At 71.0% G+C, this 16,545-nt stretch carries 18 protein-coding genes; 10 read left to right on the top strand and 8 right to left on the bottom strand.

The window, feature by feature from the left end:
* Positions 1-12: 12 nt before the first annotated feature.
* Genes Acy02nite_RS24805 through Acy02nite_RS24825 form a run of 5 tightly spaced genes read right to left on the bottom strand, consistent with a single transcriptional unit; the run spans position 13 to position 3,732 of the window.
* Positions 13-312 (bottom strand): ArsR/SmtB family transcription factor, encoded by a 300-nt coding sequence (locus tag Acy02nite_RS24805; protein WP_203744519.1) that lies wholly within the window; start codon positions 310-312, stop codon positions 13-15.
* A complete protein-coding gene (locus tag Acy02nite_RS24810) occupies positions 309-1,151 on the bottom strand; it encodes a metal ABC transporter permease (RefSeq protein WP_203744521.1) in 843 nt (280 codons plus the stop codon). Before Acy02nite_RS24810 ends, Acy02nite_RS24805 begins: the two co-directional genes overlap by 4 nt.
* On the bottom strand, positions 1,135-2,022 hold the full coding sequence (locus Acy02nite_RS24815; protein ID WP_203744523.1) for a metal ABC transporter permease: 888 nt from the start codon (positions 2,020-2,022) through the stop codon (positions 1,135-1,137). The genes Acy02nite_RS24810 and Acy02nite_RS24815 overlap by 17 nt, the downstream gene beginning before the upstream one ends.
* Complete coding sequence (locus tag Acy02nite_RS24820) at positions 2,019-2,771, bottom strand: metal ABC transporter ATP-binding protein (RefSeq protein WP_203744525.1); 753 nt, start codon at positions 2,769-2,771, stop codon at positions 2,019-2,021. Before Acy02nite_RS24820 ends, Acy02nite_RS24815 begins: the two co-directional genes overlap by 4 nt.
* 1 nt (position 2,772) lies before the next feature.
* Positions 2,773-3,732 (bottom strand): metal ABC transporter substrate-binding protein, encoded by a 960-nt coding sequence (locus tag Acy02nite_RS24825; RefSeq protein WP_203744527.1) that lies wholly within the window; start codon positions 3,730-3,732, stop codon positions 2,773-2,775.
* 247 nt (positions 3,733-3,979) lie between these two features.
* Between Acy02nite_RS24825 and Acy02nite_RS24830 the strand changes: the two genes are divergently transcribed.
* The 10 genes from Acy02nite_RS24830 (at position 3,980) to Acy02nite_RS24875 (ending at position 14,282) form a co-directional block, all read left to right on the top strand.
* On the top strand, positions 3,980-5,446 hold the full coding sequence (locus Acy02nite_RS24830; RefSeq protein WP_203744529.1) for a choice-of-anchor M domain-containing protein: 1,467 nt from the start codon (positions 3,980-3,982) through the stop codon (positions 5,444-5,446).
* A gap of 66 nt (positions 5,447-5,512) precedes the next feature.
* On the top strand, positions 5,513-6,562 hold the full coding sequence (locus Acy02nite_RS24835) for a WxL protein peptidoglycan domain-containing protein (protein ID WP_203744531.1): 1,050 nt from the start codon (positions 5,513-5,515) through the stop codon (positions 6,560-6,562).
* Positions 6,559-8,127 carry a TIGR03773 family transporter-associated surface protein gene (locus Acy02nite_RS24840; protein WP_203744533.1) on the top strand — a complete coding sequence of 523 codons (1,569 nt, stop codon included), beginning with the start codon at positions 6,559-6,561 and terminating at the stop codon, positions 8,125-8,127. Before Acy02nite_RS24835 ends, Acy02nite_RS24840 begins: the two co-directional genes overlap by 4 nt.
* A gap of 79 nt (positions 8,128-8,206) precedes the next feature.
* Complete coding sequence (locus Acy02nite_RS24845; protein WP_203744535.1) at positions 8,207-8,863, top strand: choice-of-anchor M domain-containing protein; 657 nt, start codon at positions 8,207-8,209, stop codon at positions 8,861-8,863.
* Positions 8,860-9,495 carry a choice-of-anchor M domain-containing protein gene (locus tag Acy02nite_RS24850; protein ID WP_203744537.1) on the top strand — a complete coding sequence of 212 codons (636 nt, stop codon included), beginning with the start codon at positions 8,860-8,862 and terminating at the stop codon, positions 9,493-9,495. Before Acy02nite_RS24845 ends, Acy02nite_RS24850 begins: the two co-directional genes overlap by 4 nt.
* 60 nt (positions 9,496-9,555) lie before the next feature.
* Positions 9,556-11,082, top strand: coding sequence for an anchored repeat ABC transporter, substrate-binding protein (locus tag Acy02nite_RS24855; protein ID WP_203744539.1), 1,527 nt, complete (start codon positions 9,556-9,558; stop codon positions 11,080-11,082).
* Between the two features lie 13 nt (positions 11,083-11,095).
* Complete coding sequence (locus Acy02nite_RS24860; protein WP_239175172.1) at positions 11,096-12,001, top strand: choice-of-anchor M domain-containing protein; 906 nt, start codon at positions 11,096-11,098, stop codon at positions 11,999-12,001.
* Positions 11,998-12,729, top strand: a complete 732-nt coding sequence (locus tag Acy02nite_RS24865; protein WP_203744541.1) for an anchored repeat-type ABC transporter ATP-binding subunit — start codon at positions 11,998-12,000, stop codon at positions 12,727-12,729. Before Acy02nite_RS24860 ends, Acy02nite_RS24865 begins: the two co-directional genes overlap by 4 nt.
* Position 12,730: 1 nt before the next feature.
* A complete protein-coding gene (locus Acy02nite_RS24870) occupies positions 12,731-13,579 on the top strand; it encodes an anchored repeat-type ABC transporter permease subunit (protein ID WP_203744542.1) in 849 nt (282 codons plus the stop codon).
* Between the two features lie 61 nt (positions 13,580-13,640).
* A complete protein-coding gene (locus Acy02nite_RS24875) occupies positions 13,641-14,282 on the top strand; it encodes a nucleotidyltransferase domain-containing protein (RefSeq protein ID WP_203744544.1) in 642 nt (213 codons plus the stop codon).
* Positions 14,283-14,318: 36 nt separating this feature from the next.
* Here the strand turns inward: Acy02nite_RS24875 and Acy02nite_RS24880 are convergent, their stop codons facing one another.
* From Acy02nite_RS24880 to Acy02nite_RS24890, 3 genes are all read right to left on the bottom strand, one after another.
* Complete coding sequence (locus tag Acy02nite_RS24880; protein ID WP_239175174.1) at positions 14,319-14,804, bottom strand: DUF4440 domain-containing protein; 486 nt, start codon at positions 14,802-14,804, stop codon at positions 14,319-14,321.
* A 74-nt stretch (positions 14,805-14,878) separates the two neighbouring features.
* Complete coding sequence (locus Acy02nite_RS24885) at positions 14,879-15,721, bottom strand: MerR family transcriptional regulator (RefSeq protein ID WP_203744546.1); 843 nt, start codon at positions 15,719-15,721, stop codon at positions 14,879-14,881.
* A gap of 113 nt (positions 15,722-15,834) precedes the next feature.
* Positions 15,835-16,482 (bottom strand): TetR/AcrR family transcriptional regulator, encoded by a 648-nt coding sequence (locus Acy02nite_RS24890; RefSeq protein ID WP_203744548.1) that lies wholly within the window; start codon positions 16,480-16,482, stop codon positions 15,835-15,837.
* Between the last annotated feature and the right edge of the window lie 63 nt (positions 16,483-16,545).

The following is a 16,545-nucleotide window of genomic DNA, read 5'->3' on the forward strand; positions in this document are numbered from 1 at the left end:
GAGGCGTGCGGATCAGACGCCGGCGTAGCGCAGCACGTCACCTATCAGCCGGGCGGTCGCCTCGTCCGGCAGCGAGTAGAGCACCCGCTTACCACTGCGCCGGCGACGCACGAGATGCGCGTCGACCAGGTGGCGCAGATGGTGGGCCACCACTGTGGGATGCACCTCGAGCGTGGCGGCCAGCTCCGACGGTGTCGCCTCGCCGGCGCGGAGCATGACGAGAATATGCAGGCGATGCTCGTACGCCATCCCGCGCATCGCCTCCACGGCGCGTTCCAGCGCGATGCCGCTGACCACCGGTGGCGCGATCATGCCGGCGCCACCTCGGTGCGGCCCGCGGCGCCCGGCGACACGGCCGGCCGCAGGCGGGTCAGGAGCCAGGACAGCAGCAGGACCGCCGTCGCGGTGAGCGAGATGCCGGCGCCGGCGGCGATGTCGAACCGGCCGGAGGCCCACAGGCCGGCCAGTCCGCTGCCGACGGCGAACACGACGGCGAGCACGCTCATCACCGGCAGCCGGTCGGTCCACAGCCGGGCGGCCGCGGCGGGCGCCACGATCAGTGACAGGGCCAGGATCGTGCCGGCCGCGGGCACCAGCGTCACCACGACGACCTCGATGGTCAGCAACAGCACGAGGTCCCAGGCCCCGGTCGACAGCCCGGCCGCCCGCGCGCCGGCCCGGTCGAAACCGACCAGCAGCAGCGGACGGGCGGACACCGACAGGACGAGCCCCACGACGACGAGCGCGACCAGGGTGGTGACCAGGTCCTGCACGGTCACCGTCAGGACCGAGCCGACCAGGAACGAGGACAGGTCGCGGCTGAACCCGCTCTGCGTGGCGACCAGCGCGGCGCCGAGCGCGAACCCGGCGGAGAGCACGACGCCGGTGGCGGCCGCCGCGTCCTGGCCGCGGCGGCGGGTCAGCGCGGCCACGCCGAGCGCGACGGCGGCGCCGGCCACCGCACCGCCCACGAGGATGTTCACGCCGATGATGGAGGCCGCGACCACGCCGGGGAAGGTGGCGTGGGTCAGCGCCATCGTGAAGAACGACAGCCGGCGCAGCACCACCTGCACCCCGATCAGGCCGGCCAGGGCGCCGACGAGGATCACCTCGGCGGTCGCCCGGTGCAGGGCGTCATCCCACCAGTTCATGCACGGAGCTCCTTTGCCTGGGCACGGTCACGGTGCGACGGCGGCGGTCACGGATCAGGCGTACGGGGATCAGCAGGCAGTACGCCGCGACCAGCAGCAGCACCACCGACGAGGCGGAGGTCAGCGAGACGCCGTAGTGGATCGAGGCGGTCCAGCTCAGCAGCAGCCCGCCGTACCCGGCGCCGAGGATCAGCACCGTGCCGACGGCCGCCATCACCACCAGGCGGTCGGTGACCATGCGGGCGGCCGCCGCGGGGACGATCAGCAGCGCCACCACGAGGATCGTGCCGACCGCGCGGACGGCGGCGACCACGACGAGCGCGACCAGGATGTTGAGCCACAGGTCGAGCCAGCCGACCCGGAACCCGGCGGCCGCGGCGCCACCCGGGTCGAAGGTGCGGAACAGCAGCGCCCGGGCACCGGCCACCAATGCGATCAGGACGATGACGACCAGCGCGGCGGTCTCGGCGATCTGCCGCGGCGACACGGTCAGCAACCGGCCGAACAGGAACGAGGTCAGATCCGAGGTGTACGACGATCGGCGCGAGACCATCGCCACCCCGATCGAGAACATCGCCGTCAGGACCACGGCCGTGGCAGCGTCGTCGGAGACCCGGCCGCCGCGGGTCAGCAGGGTCAGCACGACCGCGGTGACGATCCCGGCGACCAGGGCGCCGGCGAACAACCCCTCCAGTCCGCCGGCCAGGAAACCGATGACCACGCCGGGGAAGATGGTGTGGGTCAGCGCGTCGGAGACGAACGAGAGCCGGCGAGCGAAGACGAACACGCTGATCGGGCCGCAGATCAGCGCCAGCAGCGCCAGCTCGGTCAGGGCCCGCGCCATGAACGGGGCGGTGAACGGTTCGATCACGGTTCCACCAGGACCATCCGGCCGTCGGCCAGGCTGATGGTGCTCCCGCCGTACGTGCGTCGCAGGTTTTGCTCGGTGAGGGTCGCGGCGGGTGGCCCGGCCGCCCACTGACGCCCGTTGATCAGGCAGACCAGGTCGGCCAGGTCCCGTGCCACCTGCAGGTCGTGGGTGCTGATCACCAGGGCGGTGCCGCTGCCGGTGAGGTCGCGCAGCACCCGCACGATCGCGTCCTGGCTGACCGCGTCGACCCCGTTGAACGGTTCGTCGAGCAGCAGCAGCCGGGGTTCGGAGGCGATGGCGCGGGCCAGCAGCACCCGCTGGCGCTGCCCGCCGGACAGGGTGCCGAAGCGGTGCCCGGCGCGCCCGGCGAGACCGACCCGGTCGAGGGCCTCGGACACCGCCCGGCGATCGTCCTTGCCGGCGGGCCGCCACCAGCCGATCCGGCGGTAGCGGCCCATCATGACGACCTGCCGGACGCTGACCGGGAAGTCGGCGTCCAGGGTGTCGGTCTGCGGCACGTATCCGGCCCGGCCGCGGGCCGCGGCGGGATGGTCGCCGAGCACCGTGGCCGCGCCGGCGAGCACCGGGACCAGGCCGAGGATCGACTTGATCAGGGTGGATTTGCCGGCCCCGTTCGGGCCGACCAGCGCCACCGTCTGCCCCGGCGCGAGTTCCAGGTCGACGTGGGTCAGCACCGGCGTGCCCTGGTAGCCGACGCTCACCGCTGAGTACGTCAGGGCCGGCGTCATCTCAGCCCGCCAGCGCGGCGACGATGACCTGGGTGTTGTGCTGCTCGGCGCCGAGGTAGGTGCTTTGCGGGGTGCCGTCGGCGCCGAGGCTGTCGCCGTAGAGCGCGTCCTCACCGGCCACCACCTTGACGCCGGCCTGCCTCGCGATGGCCTCGGCGGTCTTGGGCGGCAGCGAGCTCTCCGTGAAGATGGCCTTGGTGCCGGTTGCCTTGATCTTGGTGACCAGGTCGGTGAGCTGCTGTGCCGACAGTTCCGCGGAGGTGTCCATGCTCGGGATGACCGAGCCGACGAACTGCAACTGGTACCGGTCGACGTAGTAGCCGAACGCGTCGTGGTTGGTGACCAGCTTGCGGTCGCCGGCGGGCAGCTTGGCGAAGGCGGCCTGGTTGTCGGCGTCGAGCTTGTCCAGCTTGGCCGAGTAGTCGGTGAGGTTCTTGGCGAACGCGGCGGCGCGGCCGGCGTCGGCCGCGGCGAGCGCCTTCTCGATGTTGCCGACCATGATCTTGGCGTTCTGCGGGTTGTGCCAGATGTGCGGGTCGCCGGCGGCCATCTCCTCGTCACCCGGGTCGCCCTTGCGCAGCGCTACGCCCTGACTGGAGTCGACGACGGTGCCCTTGAAACCGGCCGACTCGATCGTCGGGTCCAGCCACTCCTCCAGGCCGACGCCGTTCTTGACGACGACCTTGGCGGCGCCGATGGCCTGGATGTCGGCCGGGGTGGGTTCGTACTCGTGCGGGTCGACACCGACCTTGATGATCTGGGTCACCGTGACGTCGCTGCCGCCGATGTTGCGGACGAAATCGGCCACCTCGGGGGTGGTGGCGACCACCGCGAGCGGTGCGCCACCGGAAGCTGCGGGCCCGGCCGCGCCGGCGTCGGCGTCGCTGGAGCCGCAGCCGGCGAGGACGGTCGCCGTGGCGGTCAGGGACGCGATCCAGAGGATGCCTTGCCGGATTCTCATGTGGTTCCACTCCTTGTCGCTGAGGAGCAGAACGATAATCGTTTTCATAAATCATCGTCTAATAGCGAGATGACAATCAGTTCATCGATCGCCGAGCCCGTCGGCCCACCCGCCTGATCTCGCCGCCTTCCGGCGGCTCCGGCCGCCGGTGTCCGGTATCCCCCGGCGCACGGCCCGTGCTAGCGTCCCCGATCGAAAACGACAGTCGTTTTCAATAACGGTCGACTGTCCAGAAAGGAGACGATGCGTGAAGAGACCCTCCGTACGGGTCGCGTCCACCGTCGCGGGCCTGACCCTGCTGGCCACGGCCCTGGTCGACGCCTCCCCGGCGCTGGCCGCCGACGCGGTGGTGCTGTCGGCAGGACACACCGACGCCGTCGACGTCCACTACGAGAACGGCGCGCTGAAGCTGAAGGTCAAGGACGACACGATCAGCCCCTCGGTGGTACGCGACCCGGCCGACGTCACGTTCCGGGTGCTGCCCGCGGCCGAGACGACCGTGCCGGACCTGCCGAGCTTCGCGTTCCTCGGCGCACCCGGCAGCAAGATCTGGATGCTGCCGCAGATCCAGGACCCGGCGCTGCTGTGGCCCGGCTGGAACACCACCGCGCTCGGCTCCGGGGTCTTCACCGGCGACAAGGTGACGATCAGCCTGGTCGGCGCCGACGGCCCCGGTGACGTGACCCTGTTCGACACCACCTCGCTGGGGATCCCGAACGTCAAGTTCCGCAGCAACGACGGCCTGCCCGACCGCCTCGACGTGCCGGTGCACACCCACGCTCACGCCGGCTGGGTGTTCTCGGCCGGCGGCGCCTACACGCTGACGTTCCAGGCCGACGCCACCCTGGCCGACGGCACGAAGGTCTCCACCGGACCGGTGGACTACCGCTTCGTCGTCGGCGCTGCCCCGGCCGGCGGGCACGACGTCGAGCTGGCCGTCTCCGGCATGGCCGACGAGTACCAGCCCGGGGACACCGTGATCCTGCAGGCGGTGCAGACACCGCAGGGCGCCCTGACCAGGTACCAGTGGTTCAGCAAGCGGCCGGACGACGCCGAGTTCAGCCCGATCGAGGGCGAGACCGGCGCGTCGTACAGCTTCACCGCGACCCGGGCCCTCAACGCCACCGAGTACCTGGTCAAGCTCTACGACGGTACGACCGTCACGGCCACCGCCGAGTCGGTCTGGCTGTGGGTCGCCCTCCCCGAGGAGGGCAGCAGCACCGCCAAGTCCGTGACCGCCACCATCAACGCCGCCGACGGTGCCCTCGTGATCAGCGTCGATCCCGGGGACCGCACCGTCACCCTGCCACCGGCCACCCTGTCCGCGGCCGGTGACCGCTGGGAGAGCAACGGCGCTCTCAAACCGGTCACCGTGACCGACACCCGCGAGGCCCAGCCCGGCTGGACCGCCGCCGGCCAGGTCGCCGACGGGTTCCGCACCGAGGACGGCAAGACGTTCGCCGGCAGCTACCTCGGCTGGGCCCCGGCCGTCGTCACGCAGGGCACCCAGCAGGGCGTAGTGGCCGGGCCGGTCGCCGTTCCCTACGTCGCCGGGCTTCCCGGCACCGGGCTGGGCGGCAGCGCCACGCTCGCCTCCGCCCCCAACGGCAAGGGCCTGGGCACCGCGAAACTCGACGCGACGCTCACGCTGCGCGTGCCGACCGACACCACGGCCGGAACCTACAGCGGCACCATCACTCTGACCGCCATCTGATGCCGTCGCGGGGCGGTGGCCACCCCCTCCCGCCGCCCCGCGACCCTCGGCCGACGGAAGACCCTCATGCGTACCCCTCTCGTCGCGGCCCTGCTGGCCGTCGCAACCCTTGCCCTGTCCACCACCCCCGTCGCCGCGGAGCCCGCCAACGACTCCTTGACCTGGTCGGTCACCCCGTCCGGGCCGCAAGGCCCGAACGGCCGGACCGCGCTGGACTACAAACTCGACCCCGGCGCCACCATCACCGACCACCTCGCCGTCACCAACCACTCCCGGCGGCCGCTGACGCTGCGCCTGTACGCCAGCGACGCGTTCACCACCGCCGGCGGCGGCTTCGACCTGCTCGCCGCCGGCGCCGCGCCACGTGACGCCGGCGGCTGGGTCACCCTCGCCCGCACCACCGTCACCCTGCCGAAGTCGTCACGGGTCGTCATCCCGCTCACGCTGACCGTCCCCGGCAACGCCACCCCCGGCGATCACGCCGCGGGAGTGGTCGCCTCCCTGACCGACGCCGGCACCGGCACCGGGCCCGACGGACGGCGGGTCACCGTCGATCACCGGGTCGGCACCCGGATCTACCTGCGTGTCACCGGGCCGCTGCGGCCGGCGCTGACGGTCACCGACGTACAGCTCACCTCCGGTTCTTCGTGGAATCCGGTGACGTTGCCGCACCTGACAGCCACTTTCACGATCAACAACATCGGCAACGTACGTCTGAGCGCGCAGCCGTCCGTCCACGCGCACGGCCCGTTCGGGCTGGGTGAGCGCTCCGCGAACGGGGCCGCCGTCCCGGAAGTCCTGCCGGGCGGCTCGCTGCGCACCTCGATCCGCCTCGACGGGGTCCCGCCGCTGCTGCGTGAGCAACTGGCCGTCTCGGTGCTGCCGGCGGCCGCCGGCGGCCGGGCCATCGACCCCGCCCCGGCACGGGCCGAGTCGCAGCACACGGTGTGGCTGATCCCCTGGTCACAGCTCGGCCTGCTGGCCCTGGTCACGGCCATCGTCGTCGGCCGGCTGCTCGCCCGGCGGCGCCGCCGGCGGGCGCTGCGCGAGGCCGTCGCCGCAGCCGAGCAACGTGGGCGCGAACAAGCCATCTCCGCCGAGGAAGGACCTTCATGACGCCCAGAAAGCGGCGCGGGCTGCGCACCGCAGCCGCCACCGCATCACTGATCGCCACCCTGCCCGCCAGCGCGCCCGCCGCGGCCCGACCACAAAGCCCGCAGGTCGCCGGTGCGGATCTGATCGCGTTGTCGGTGGACTCCGGCAAACTGCTACTGAACTTCCGTGAACACGGTCAGGCCGAGGACACCGATCCGGCGCAACTGCGGTTCACCGCCGCGGCACAACCGGCCGGCACCGTGCCCGACGACCCCGCATACGCGTTCCTCGGCCCACCTGGGACCACGGTCTGGTCGCTGGCCGGCGGAGAAGGCCTGCCCGCCATCGACACCACCGCCGTGGCCGGCGACGTGGCCCTGGAACTGGTCTCCGCCGACGGACCCGGGTCCTTCGCCGCCTACACGCTGTCGAACTGGGGACGGCCCGCGCTGCTGCTCGACAGCGACAGCCGCACCAGCACCCCGGTACCGGCCGGACGGCGTACCGGCGGCCTGGTGTGGATGTTCGACTCCCCCGGCGAATACCGGCTGACCCTGCGGGCGACGGTGCGCACCGGATCGACGACCACACAGGACGAGGCCACTTACACCGTCACGGTTCCCGGCGCCGGCACGACAGCGCCGGCCGCCGCCACGCCTGCGCTCACGGCTCCCACGGCTCCCGCGGCAGCCGCCAAGCAGGCGGCCGCAGCCACGCCCACCGGGCAGCCGTCGCATGCCACCGCCGCGGCGAAGGCCCTGTCCACCACCGCGGCAAGCACAACAGCAGCCGGCCGCAAGGTGATCTCCGAAGGCCACGTCGACATGGGCCCGCAACTGAGCGGCAGCACGCTGACCATCCGGCTCAAGGACGACTCGACCACGCCGGCCACCTGGCGTGACCTGGCCGACGTGACGCTCAAGGTGAGCGACAAGGCGAAGATCGCCGTGCCGTCCGGTTCCGGGTACGCGTTTCTCGGCGCAGCCGGTGACCAGGTCTATCTGCTGCCGCAGTCACAACAGGCCGGGATCGTCTGGCCGGGCTGGAACACCCAGCACGAGTCGATCATCAGCGGCACCAAGGGCAACGTCACCTGGCGGCTGCGCAAGGTCGACGGTCCCGGCGCCGTCAAGCTCTTCCTCACCGGCTCGTTCGGCGCCCCGGAGGTCGTCTTCGACTCCGCCAGGAGCCTGCCTCAGCAGCTGAGCATCCCGCCGAACACCCACGCGCACGGCAACTGGGCCTTCACCGAGGCGGGCACCTACCGGCTCGCCGTCGAGATGACCGCCACCACCACGGCCGGCAAGACCGTCTCGGATACCCGGACACTGACCTTCGCCGTCGGCGACGCGACCGGAACCGGTGGCGGCACCACCGCCGGCCCCAGCGCCACTGCCGGCGGCGGTGGCGACAACACCGGTTCCACGACCGGCACGACCACCGGATCGGCGGGCGGCAAGCTGCCCCAGACCGGCACGGACATCCTCTCCATCGCGACCGGCGGCCTGCTCCTCGCGGCCGGCGGCGCGTTCCTGATCGTCGTCACCCGCCGCCGCCGGGGCGAGCAACATCACGCCTCCACATGAGACCTTCCTAATGAAAATGAAAACCATTAGTGTCAACGTCGCGGCCGGGCCCTCCGGCCGTGAGAAGAAGGAGAATCCCTTGCGTAAACCCATCCGTCTGCTGCTGGGAAGTGGCATCCTGGCCACTGCCCTGCTCGCCGGCGCTGTCCCGGCCCAGGCACACGCCGCGCCGGCGGTGCTCAGTTCCGGTCACGTCGACGTCGTCGACATCGAGTTCGAGGACGGCGCACTCGAGCTGGGCGTGCACGACGAGAGCGTCGAGCCCGGCGTCGAGCACGAGCCCGGCGATGTCGTCCTGCTGGTCAAGAGGGCCGCCAAGACCACCGTCCCGGACAATGCCGCGTTCAACTTCCTCGGCGCCGCCGGTGCCCCGGTCTGGATCCTTCCCGAGATCCAGGCCGAGAAGCTGCTCTGGCCCGGCCTGTCCACCGAGGAGATCGAGTCCGGCGCTCTCGCGAACGACACGGTCACCCTCACCGCGCAGAAGGTGACCGGTCCCGGCCGGCTCGCCGTCTACACCGAGGACGCCGTCGGTGCCCCGCGCATCCTGATCGACAGCGGCGACGGCCTGCCCGACGCCGTGAGCCTGGCCACCGGCACACACCAGCACGCCAACTGGGCGTTCCAAAAGGCCGGTGTCTACCGCCTCAAGGTCCGGGCCACCGCCACGGTCGCCGCCACCGGCGCCACGGTCACCTCCGAGCCGGCCGTCTACACCTTCGTGGTGCAGCCGTGAAGCGGGTTGCGGCGGTCCTCGCCGGCCTGCTGATCGCCGGAACCCTGATCAGCCCCGCCCAGGCCGCGACGGTCACCCTCAGCAGCGGCCACGTTGACGTCCTGGACGTCGACTACACCGCCGGCACGCTGGTGCTGAGCCTCAACGACGCCACCGGCAGCACCGAGGCCGAGCGCAACCCCGCCGACGTCGAACTGCGCGTCCCGGCCGCCGCGAAGGTCACCGTGCCCAGCGGCAGCGGTTGGTCGTTCCTCGGCACCGCCGGCTCCACCGCCTGGGTGCTGCCGCAGTCCAGCAGTTCCGGGCTGCTCTACGCCGGATGGAACACCCTCGAGGTGCCCGCCGGCGTGCTGCAGAACAACAGCGTGTCGGTCAAGCTCACCAGCGTCACCGGGTCGGGCAGCGTCAGTGTCTACACCGTCTCCGGTGGCACGCCGGCCAAACTGTTCGACTCGAGCGACGGCCTGCCGGACGCCCTCACCGTGGCGCGCAACGTGCATGCCCACGCCAACTGGGGCTTCACCCAGGCCGGCACGTACAGCGTCACGTTCGAGGTGACCGGCAAGCTGGCAGCCACCGGCGCCACCGTCAGCACCGGCGCCAAGACGTACACCTTCACCGTCCTGCCGTAACCACCGCAGTGTGGGCCCGCTCCACCGGAATTGGAGCGGGCCCACGTGGGAGAACTGTAGATGAAGCGACTCGCCGCGACGCTGCTGCTCGCGCTCACCGCGGCCGGCTGCTCGGCCCCGCCCGCGCTGTCCGGCGCCGACAGCCGGCTGCAGGTGGTCACCACCACCGGGCTGCTCGCCGACCTGGTCCGCAACGTCGGCGGCGACCGCGTCCTGGTCGACGCCATCGTCCCCGACAACGCCGACGCCCACCTGTACGAGCCGACCTTGCGCGACGTGCGCAACGTCGTCTACGCCGACGTGGCGTTCAGCAACTACCTGCTGCTCGAGGCGCAAAGCGTGATCAAGACCCTCGACGCGAACCTGCCGGAAGGGGTCGATCAGATCTCCCTGGCCGAAGGCGCCACCAAATACGCCGCCGAGATCGTCCCGCTGGTCGAGGACGTCTCCCTGGACACCGTCTGGCTCGGCATGCGCGCCACCGGCACGGGCCGGCAACCGGGCGTGACCCGCTCGTCCGACATCCGGGTCTCGGCGACAGCCGTGACGGGGCCGGGCCGGATGGCCGCGTATCTGACCGAGTCGTTCGGCAACCCCGACGTGTTCCTCGACTCGGGCGACGGCTTCGCGGCGGCCAACGGCTTCCGCGACGACACCATGACCCTGCCACCGGACGCGCACACCCACATGAGCTGGGCCTTCACCGAACCCGGCGTCTACCGGCTCACCCTGCGCGCCGAACTGGCAGTGACCTCCGGCAGCAAGCCGCTGCCGCTGGGCGAGCAGGCCTTCACCTTCGCCGTGGGCGTCGACCCGTCCACCGTGCCCGGCATGACCGGCGCCACGGTGCTGCGCGGCGGGCACACCGACATCACCACCGACATCGACACCGGGCAGCTGTACTACTCGTCGGATGACCAGCGGCTCGACCCCGCCCGTACCGTCGTCGAAGTTCCCGCCAAAGCCCTGCGAGAGGTGCCCGCCGGGCCTGGCCTGCGCTTTCTGGGCCGCCCCGGCACCCACATCCACCAGCTGCCGCAGGCCGTGCTGGGCCGGCACGTGCACGGCGAGATCGACCCGCACCTGTGGCAGGACGTGCGCAACGCGCAGGCGTACGCCGAACTGATCCGCGACAGCCTGATCGGCGCCGACCCGGCCGGCGCCGCCGCCTACCGGACGAACACCGACCGCTACCTGCGGGAGCTCACCGCGCTCGACACCTACGTACGGGACCAGATCGCCGCGATTCCGGCGTCGCGCCGGCACCTGGTCACCACCCACGACGCGTTCGCCTACCTGGCCAAGGCCTACGACCTGCCGGTCGCCGGGTTCGTCACGCCGAACCCTGCCGTGGAGCCGAGCCTGGCCGACCGGCGCCGGCTCACCGAGACCCTGCGCAACCTGCGCATCCCGGCGGTCTTCCTGGAACCGAACCTGCGCGCCCGCTCCTCCACCCTGGTCGAGGTCGCCAAGCAGAACCACGTGAAGGTCTGCGACATCTACGGCGACGCCTTCGACGACCGGGTGACCAGCTACGTCGCGATGATGCGATTCAACGCCGACTCCCTCCGACACTGCCTGACCTGACGGGGAACACACCTTGCTCACGCACGTCACCGCGGCACTGACCGCCGCCCTGCTCGCCGTCACACCGACGGTCCCCGCACCCACCGGCGGGCTCGCCCAGACCCTGGACCCGAACCAGGCCCAGGCCACCGGCCGCGCCGTCCTGGACACCGGTCACGTCGACATCGGGCCCCGCTACCGCGACGGCACCTGGACGGTCCAGATCCACGACGACCACACGATCCCCTCGGTCTGGCGCGACCCGGCCGAGACCGTCCTGCGCGTGCGGGACACCGCCGGCCAGCCCGTTCCCGACGACCCGGCCTACGCGTTCCTCGGCGAGAAGGCGGGCACGCCGGTGCACGTCGTGCCGCAGACCGAACACCAGGGCGTGGTCTGGATCGGCTGGAACACCCAGGACCCCGGCGTCCTGACAGCGATCGACCGCGGCGTCACCATGAGCCTGCGCGGCGTCCAGGGCCCGGGCACCGTCACCGTCTTCCTGCAATCGGGCAACCTCGGCGCGCCCCAGGTCCTGTGGAGCTCCGCCAAGCCGTTCCCCCAGCCGCTCTGGGTCGAGACCAACACCCACACCCACGCCAACTGGGTCTTCGGCAGACCCGGCGCCTACCTGCTCGCCCTGACCGTCACCGCCGACCTCGCCGACGGCACCACCGCCAGCACCGACACACTCCTGCGCCTGGCCGTCGGCGACGCCACGAATCCGGACGAGGCGTTGCACGCCTCCTTCACCGGCCCACTGCCATCCGGATCGGTCCGGGCCGCCGCCGCTCCAGCAGGCGACGACTCTTCCCGTACGGACCATCTGCCGTTCCTGCTCGGCACCGGTCTCCTGGTGGCGCTGCTGATCGCCGCACTGGCCGCGCGTCAAGCCGCGGTGCGCCGCCGCGCCGAACGCACTCACGGGGCCGGCCGATGAGCGCCGCGCTGCAGATGACCGGAGTACACGCCGACCTCGGCGGCCGCCCCGTCCTGCACGATGTCGACCTGCGCGTCGACGCCGGCGAGTTCGTCGGCCTGCTCGGGCCCAACGGCGCCGGCAAGACCACCCTCATGCGCGCGGCCCTGGGGCTGATTCCCCTCAAGGCCGGCACCGTGACCATTGCCGGCGCCGGCCCCGGATATGTGCCGCAGCGCCACGAGTTCACCTGGGACTTCCCCGCGACGGTCGAGAGCGCCGTGCTCAGCGGCCTGGTCTGGCGCATCGGCCTGTTCCGTCGCCCGAAGGTCGCCCACTGGCAGGCGGTCTGGCACGCCCTCGACCAGGTCAACCTCACCGACCTGCGCAAACGTCCGGTCGGGGAACTCTCCGGCGGTCAGCGTCAGCGGGTCCTGGTCGCCCGCGCGCTGGTGCTGTCGCCGCCGGTGCTGCTGCTCGACGAGCCGTTCACCGGCCTGGACATGCCCGCCCAGGAGACGCTGGCCGAGCTGTTCACCACCATCGCCGCCGAACGTGCCGTGGTCATGGCCACCCATGACCTGACCGCCGCCGCGTACACCTGCGACCGGCTGGTCCTGCTCAACCGCACCGTCGTGGCCGACGGGCCCGCCGCCGACCTGAGAGACCCGGCGATCTGGATGCGGACCTTCGACGTCGGCCCCGGCAGCCACCTGCTCAAAGCACTCGCCCTACCGGTCGGAGGCTGACATGTCACCCCTACAGTTCCTGGCCGACCTGACCAACCCGGACCTCGCCTTCCTGCCCCGGGCGCTGACCATCGCCGTGCTCGCGGCCACGATGTGCGGAGTGGTCGGGTGCTACGTCGTACTGCGAGGAATGGCCTTCATCGGTGACGCGGTGGCACATGCCGTCTTCCCCGGGCTGGCCGTCGCGTTCCTGTTCTCCGGCAGCCTGGTCGTCGGCGGCACCGTCGCCGGCATCGTCACCGCCCTGCTGGTCAGCGTGTTCGCCCAGAACCGGCGGCTGAAGGAGGACTCGGTCATCGGCATCTTCTTCGTCGCCGCGTTCGCCCTGGGCATCGTGGTGATCTCCCGCGCGCCCGGGTATGCCGGGTCGCTGCAGCAGTTCCTGTTCGGCTCGATCACCGGCATCCCCGACCGCGACCTGTACGTTGTCGGCGGCACCACGATCGCGGTCCTGCTCGCCGCGTTCCTGCTGCACAAGGAGTTCGTGGCCGTCACCCTCGACCGGGAGATGGCCCGCGCCCTGGGACTGCGGACCTTCTGGCTCGACCTGCTGCTCTACGTCCTGGTCACCCTAGCCGTGGTGATGGCGGTGCAGACCATCGGCAACATCCTGGTCCTGGCGCTGCTGGTCACCCCGGCCGCGACCGCCCGGCTGCTCACCGACCGGCTCGCGGTCATGATGATCCTGGCCCCTGCCATCGGCGCCGGGGGCACCGTGATCGGCCTCTACCTGTCCTGGTCCTGGGACCTGCCGGTCGGTGGCACGATCGTGCTCACGCTGACCGGCGCCTTCCTGCTCGCCCAACTGGCCGCGCCACGCCACGGCCTCGTCGCCCGGCTCGCCTCCTGAACGCCCCTCCTGCTCAGCCAGGTCGCCCGGGGCCGTCGACGTCGCGGCTAGATTTCCTGAGGTGAGCGAGCACCTGCCCGCCGGTGGCCATCAGTTGACACCGGCCGAGATCGACGCCCTGCCGGCCAGATGGTCGTCGTGCTGGACGCCGGGCGAGATCGCACCCCGCCTGTCCGGCACGGCGACGCCCTGGTGCGTGGCCGCGGGCTGGGCGTTGGACCTGTTCCGCGGCGAGCAGACTCGCGAGCACGGTGACCTCGAGATCGCGATCCCGGCCGCGAGTTTCACTGAGATCCGCGGGCGTTTCCCCGGCTACGTCTTCGACACGGTGGGCAGTGGCCACCTGTGGGAGAACGCGACACAGGAGGAGCTCGCGGCCACGCACCAGACGTGGCTACGCGACCCGGACACCGGCGACTACCTGGTCGACGTGTTCCGTGAGCCACACCGGGGCGACACCTGGATCTGCCGGCGTGACCCGACCGTCCGGTTCCCGTACCGGGAGATCATCCGCTACACCGAGGACGCTGTTCCGTACCTCAGGCCGGAGTTGGTCCTGCTCTTCAAGGCCAAGAACGCACGCCCGAAGGACCAGGCCGACTTCGAGCAGACCGTCCCGCACCTGACCCCGGACCAGCGCGCGACCTTGGCCGGGCTGCTCGCCCGCGTGCACCCGGGACATCCTTGGCTCGCGCACCTGTAACGCCTGGAACGGGCAAGATCCCACCGGCACGGTGGTTCAGTCGCCCGGGACGCGGGCGGCTTGCCGGATCGGGGTGTTCTGAGCGGCGGCCAGCCACCACCGGCCCTCGCGCTCGATCAACACGTAGAGCGCCATCTCGGAGAAGCCGTCCGCGACGAGTGCCTGCCGGCGGATCTGCGTCACGACGACGCCGGGCGCGGGCGCCAGGACCGACACGACCTCGAAACGTGAGGCCGGCGCCGGGAGCGTGGTCAGCGGCCCGGACGGGTCCATCATCCGATGGTGGATCGCGTTCAACCCCGCGAAGCCTGTCAGCGTCGCCCCGTACGGACTGCCCCAGAGGATGTCGGCGGCGAACCAGGCGTCGTAGGCGTCGGCGTCCAGGGTGTCGCCGCCTCGCTGCAACTGCGCCGCCAGATCCCTGGCGACATTCTCCGCAGTGGTACGAGCCGATGGGTCGTCCAGTGCCACTCGCTGCGTGACCTCGTCCATCATCCGCTCCTCGCTGTCGACCCGATGCATGCCAGGGACGCTAAGAACTCCACCTGGGTTGAAGTCAAGCGGCCGTCAAGAAGCCGGATCGGCAGCACAGGTGATCAGCTGTTCGCGGAGTAGGCCTCGGCGAGGAGCTGTCCCGCGAGTTCCACGCAGCGCATCCGAGCGGGAGAGAATCCGTACGGCATCTTGTTCACGGCTTCGACAGCGCTCATCTGTCCGCGCTCCTCCTCCCCCTTCAGGTCGGCGTCGTAGATCTCGAAGAGTTTCTCCTCGTCCCTGTCCAGCCCCGCTGCCTCGATGGCCCGATCCAGTGCCACCTGGTGGGCGCATCGCAGGACGGCGAGTTCTTCGACGCGCGGGTCGTCGGGCTCGACGCCGTCGTCGAGGGCGGCCTCGGCCGCGTCGAGGCGGTCCTGCTCGGCCCTCAGATCGGGGTGCGTGGCCAGCACGATGAACACGCTGGCCTGGATGGCGGCGCCCAGCGGCCCGAAGATCCGTTCGGTGACCAGCAGGGTGTCCACGTCCGACGCTCGCAGCTCGCTCGGGGGCAGTTGGCTGAGCCGGTCGGTGACCAGTTCGGAGAGCAACCCCAGTGGGCTGCCGACCGCCTGCAGGCGCTGGACAGCCGCGCGCTGACGTTTGATCGTGGCCTCCTGCGCCGCGAGCGTCTCCTCCAGCCTGCTCAGGATGTCCTCGATGCGCCGGGCTTCGCCGAAGGCCGCCCGGATGTCGTCCAGGCTGATGCCGGCCTCTGCCATCTTGCGGATCCACAGAAGGCGGATCATGTCGTCGTAGCCGTAGCGGCGGCCGTCCACGCCTCGCTCGGGCTCGGGCAACAGACCGATCTGGTGGTAGTGGCGGATGGCGCGCGGGGTGGTTCCGGCGAACGCGGCCGCATCACCGATCTTGACGTGGCGGGGAGGTCTGATGGAGGGATACATCGCAGACAGAGCCTTTCGTGCTGTGTGCCTCCACCACAGCACATGACGCTACGGCAGGTGCAACAACATCATCAGCGGCGAGGCCGGGCTGCGACGCGGCCGGAGCGCCGGGGTCAGGGGGCGCCGGGCGAGGTCACGTAGGCGACCACCATGTCACCGATCATCTGCCGCAGATGGTCACGCCGGCCCGGGTCGAGCAGGTCGCGTTCGAAGATCGCGCGGAACGTGTACCGGTTCGCCCCGCGGAACACGCAGAACCCGCTGATGATCATGTGAACGTCGAGGGCGTCCAGGTCGTCGCGGAACAGCCCGGCGGCGCGACCGCGCTCCATGATGCGGGTGAGGACGTCGAGCGCCGGGGCGGCCAGCACCTCGCGGGACTCGGAGCGTTGCAGGTGCTGGGCGTAGTGGATGTTCTCGATGGCGACGAGCCGGACGAAGTCCTGGTGCGACTCGTGGTGGTCGAAGGTGAGCTCGGCCAGTTGGCGCAGGGCGTCGACGGGCTCCAGGTGGTCGACGTCGAGTTGCTGTTCGAGGGAGCGGATGTGCCGGTACGCCTGTTCCAGGACGGCCAGGTACAGCCCTTCCTTGCCACCGAAGTAGTAGTAGATCATCCGCTTGGTGGTGCTGGTCTTGGCCGCGATCTCGTCGACGCGGGCGCCCGCATACCCCTGATCGGAGAACTCGCGGGTGGCCACGTCGATGATCTCCGCCCTGGTGCGGTCGGCGTCGCGTGAGCGTGGGGTGGCTCCGGCAACCATGTCGCGCCTCTCGATCGTTCTGAGGTGTCGACTCTAAACGATGAGCGTCCTACAGTGTACGTA

The organism is Actinoplanes cyaneus (assembly GCF_016862095.1).
GTDB lineage: Bacteria > Actinomycetota > Actinomycetes > Mycobacteriales > Micromonosporaceae > Actinoplanes > Actinoplanes cyaneus.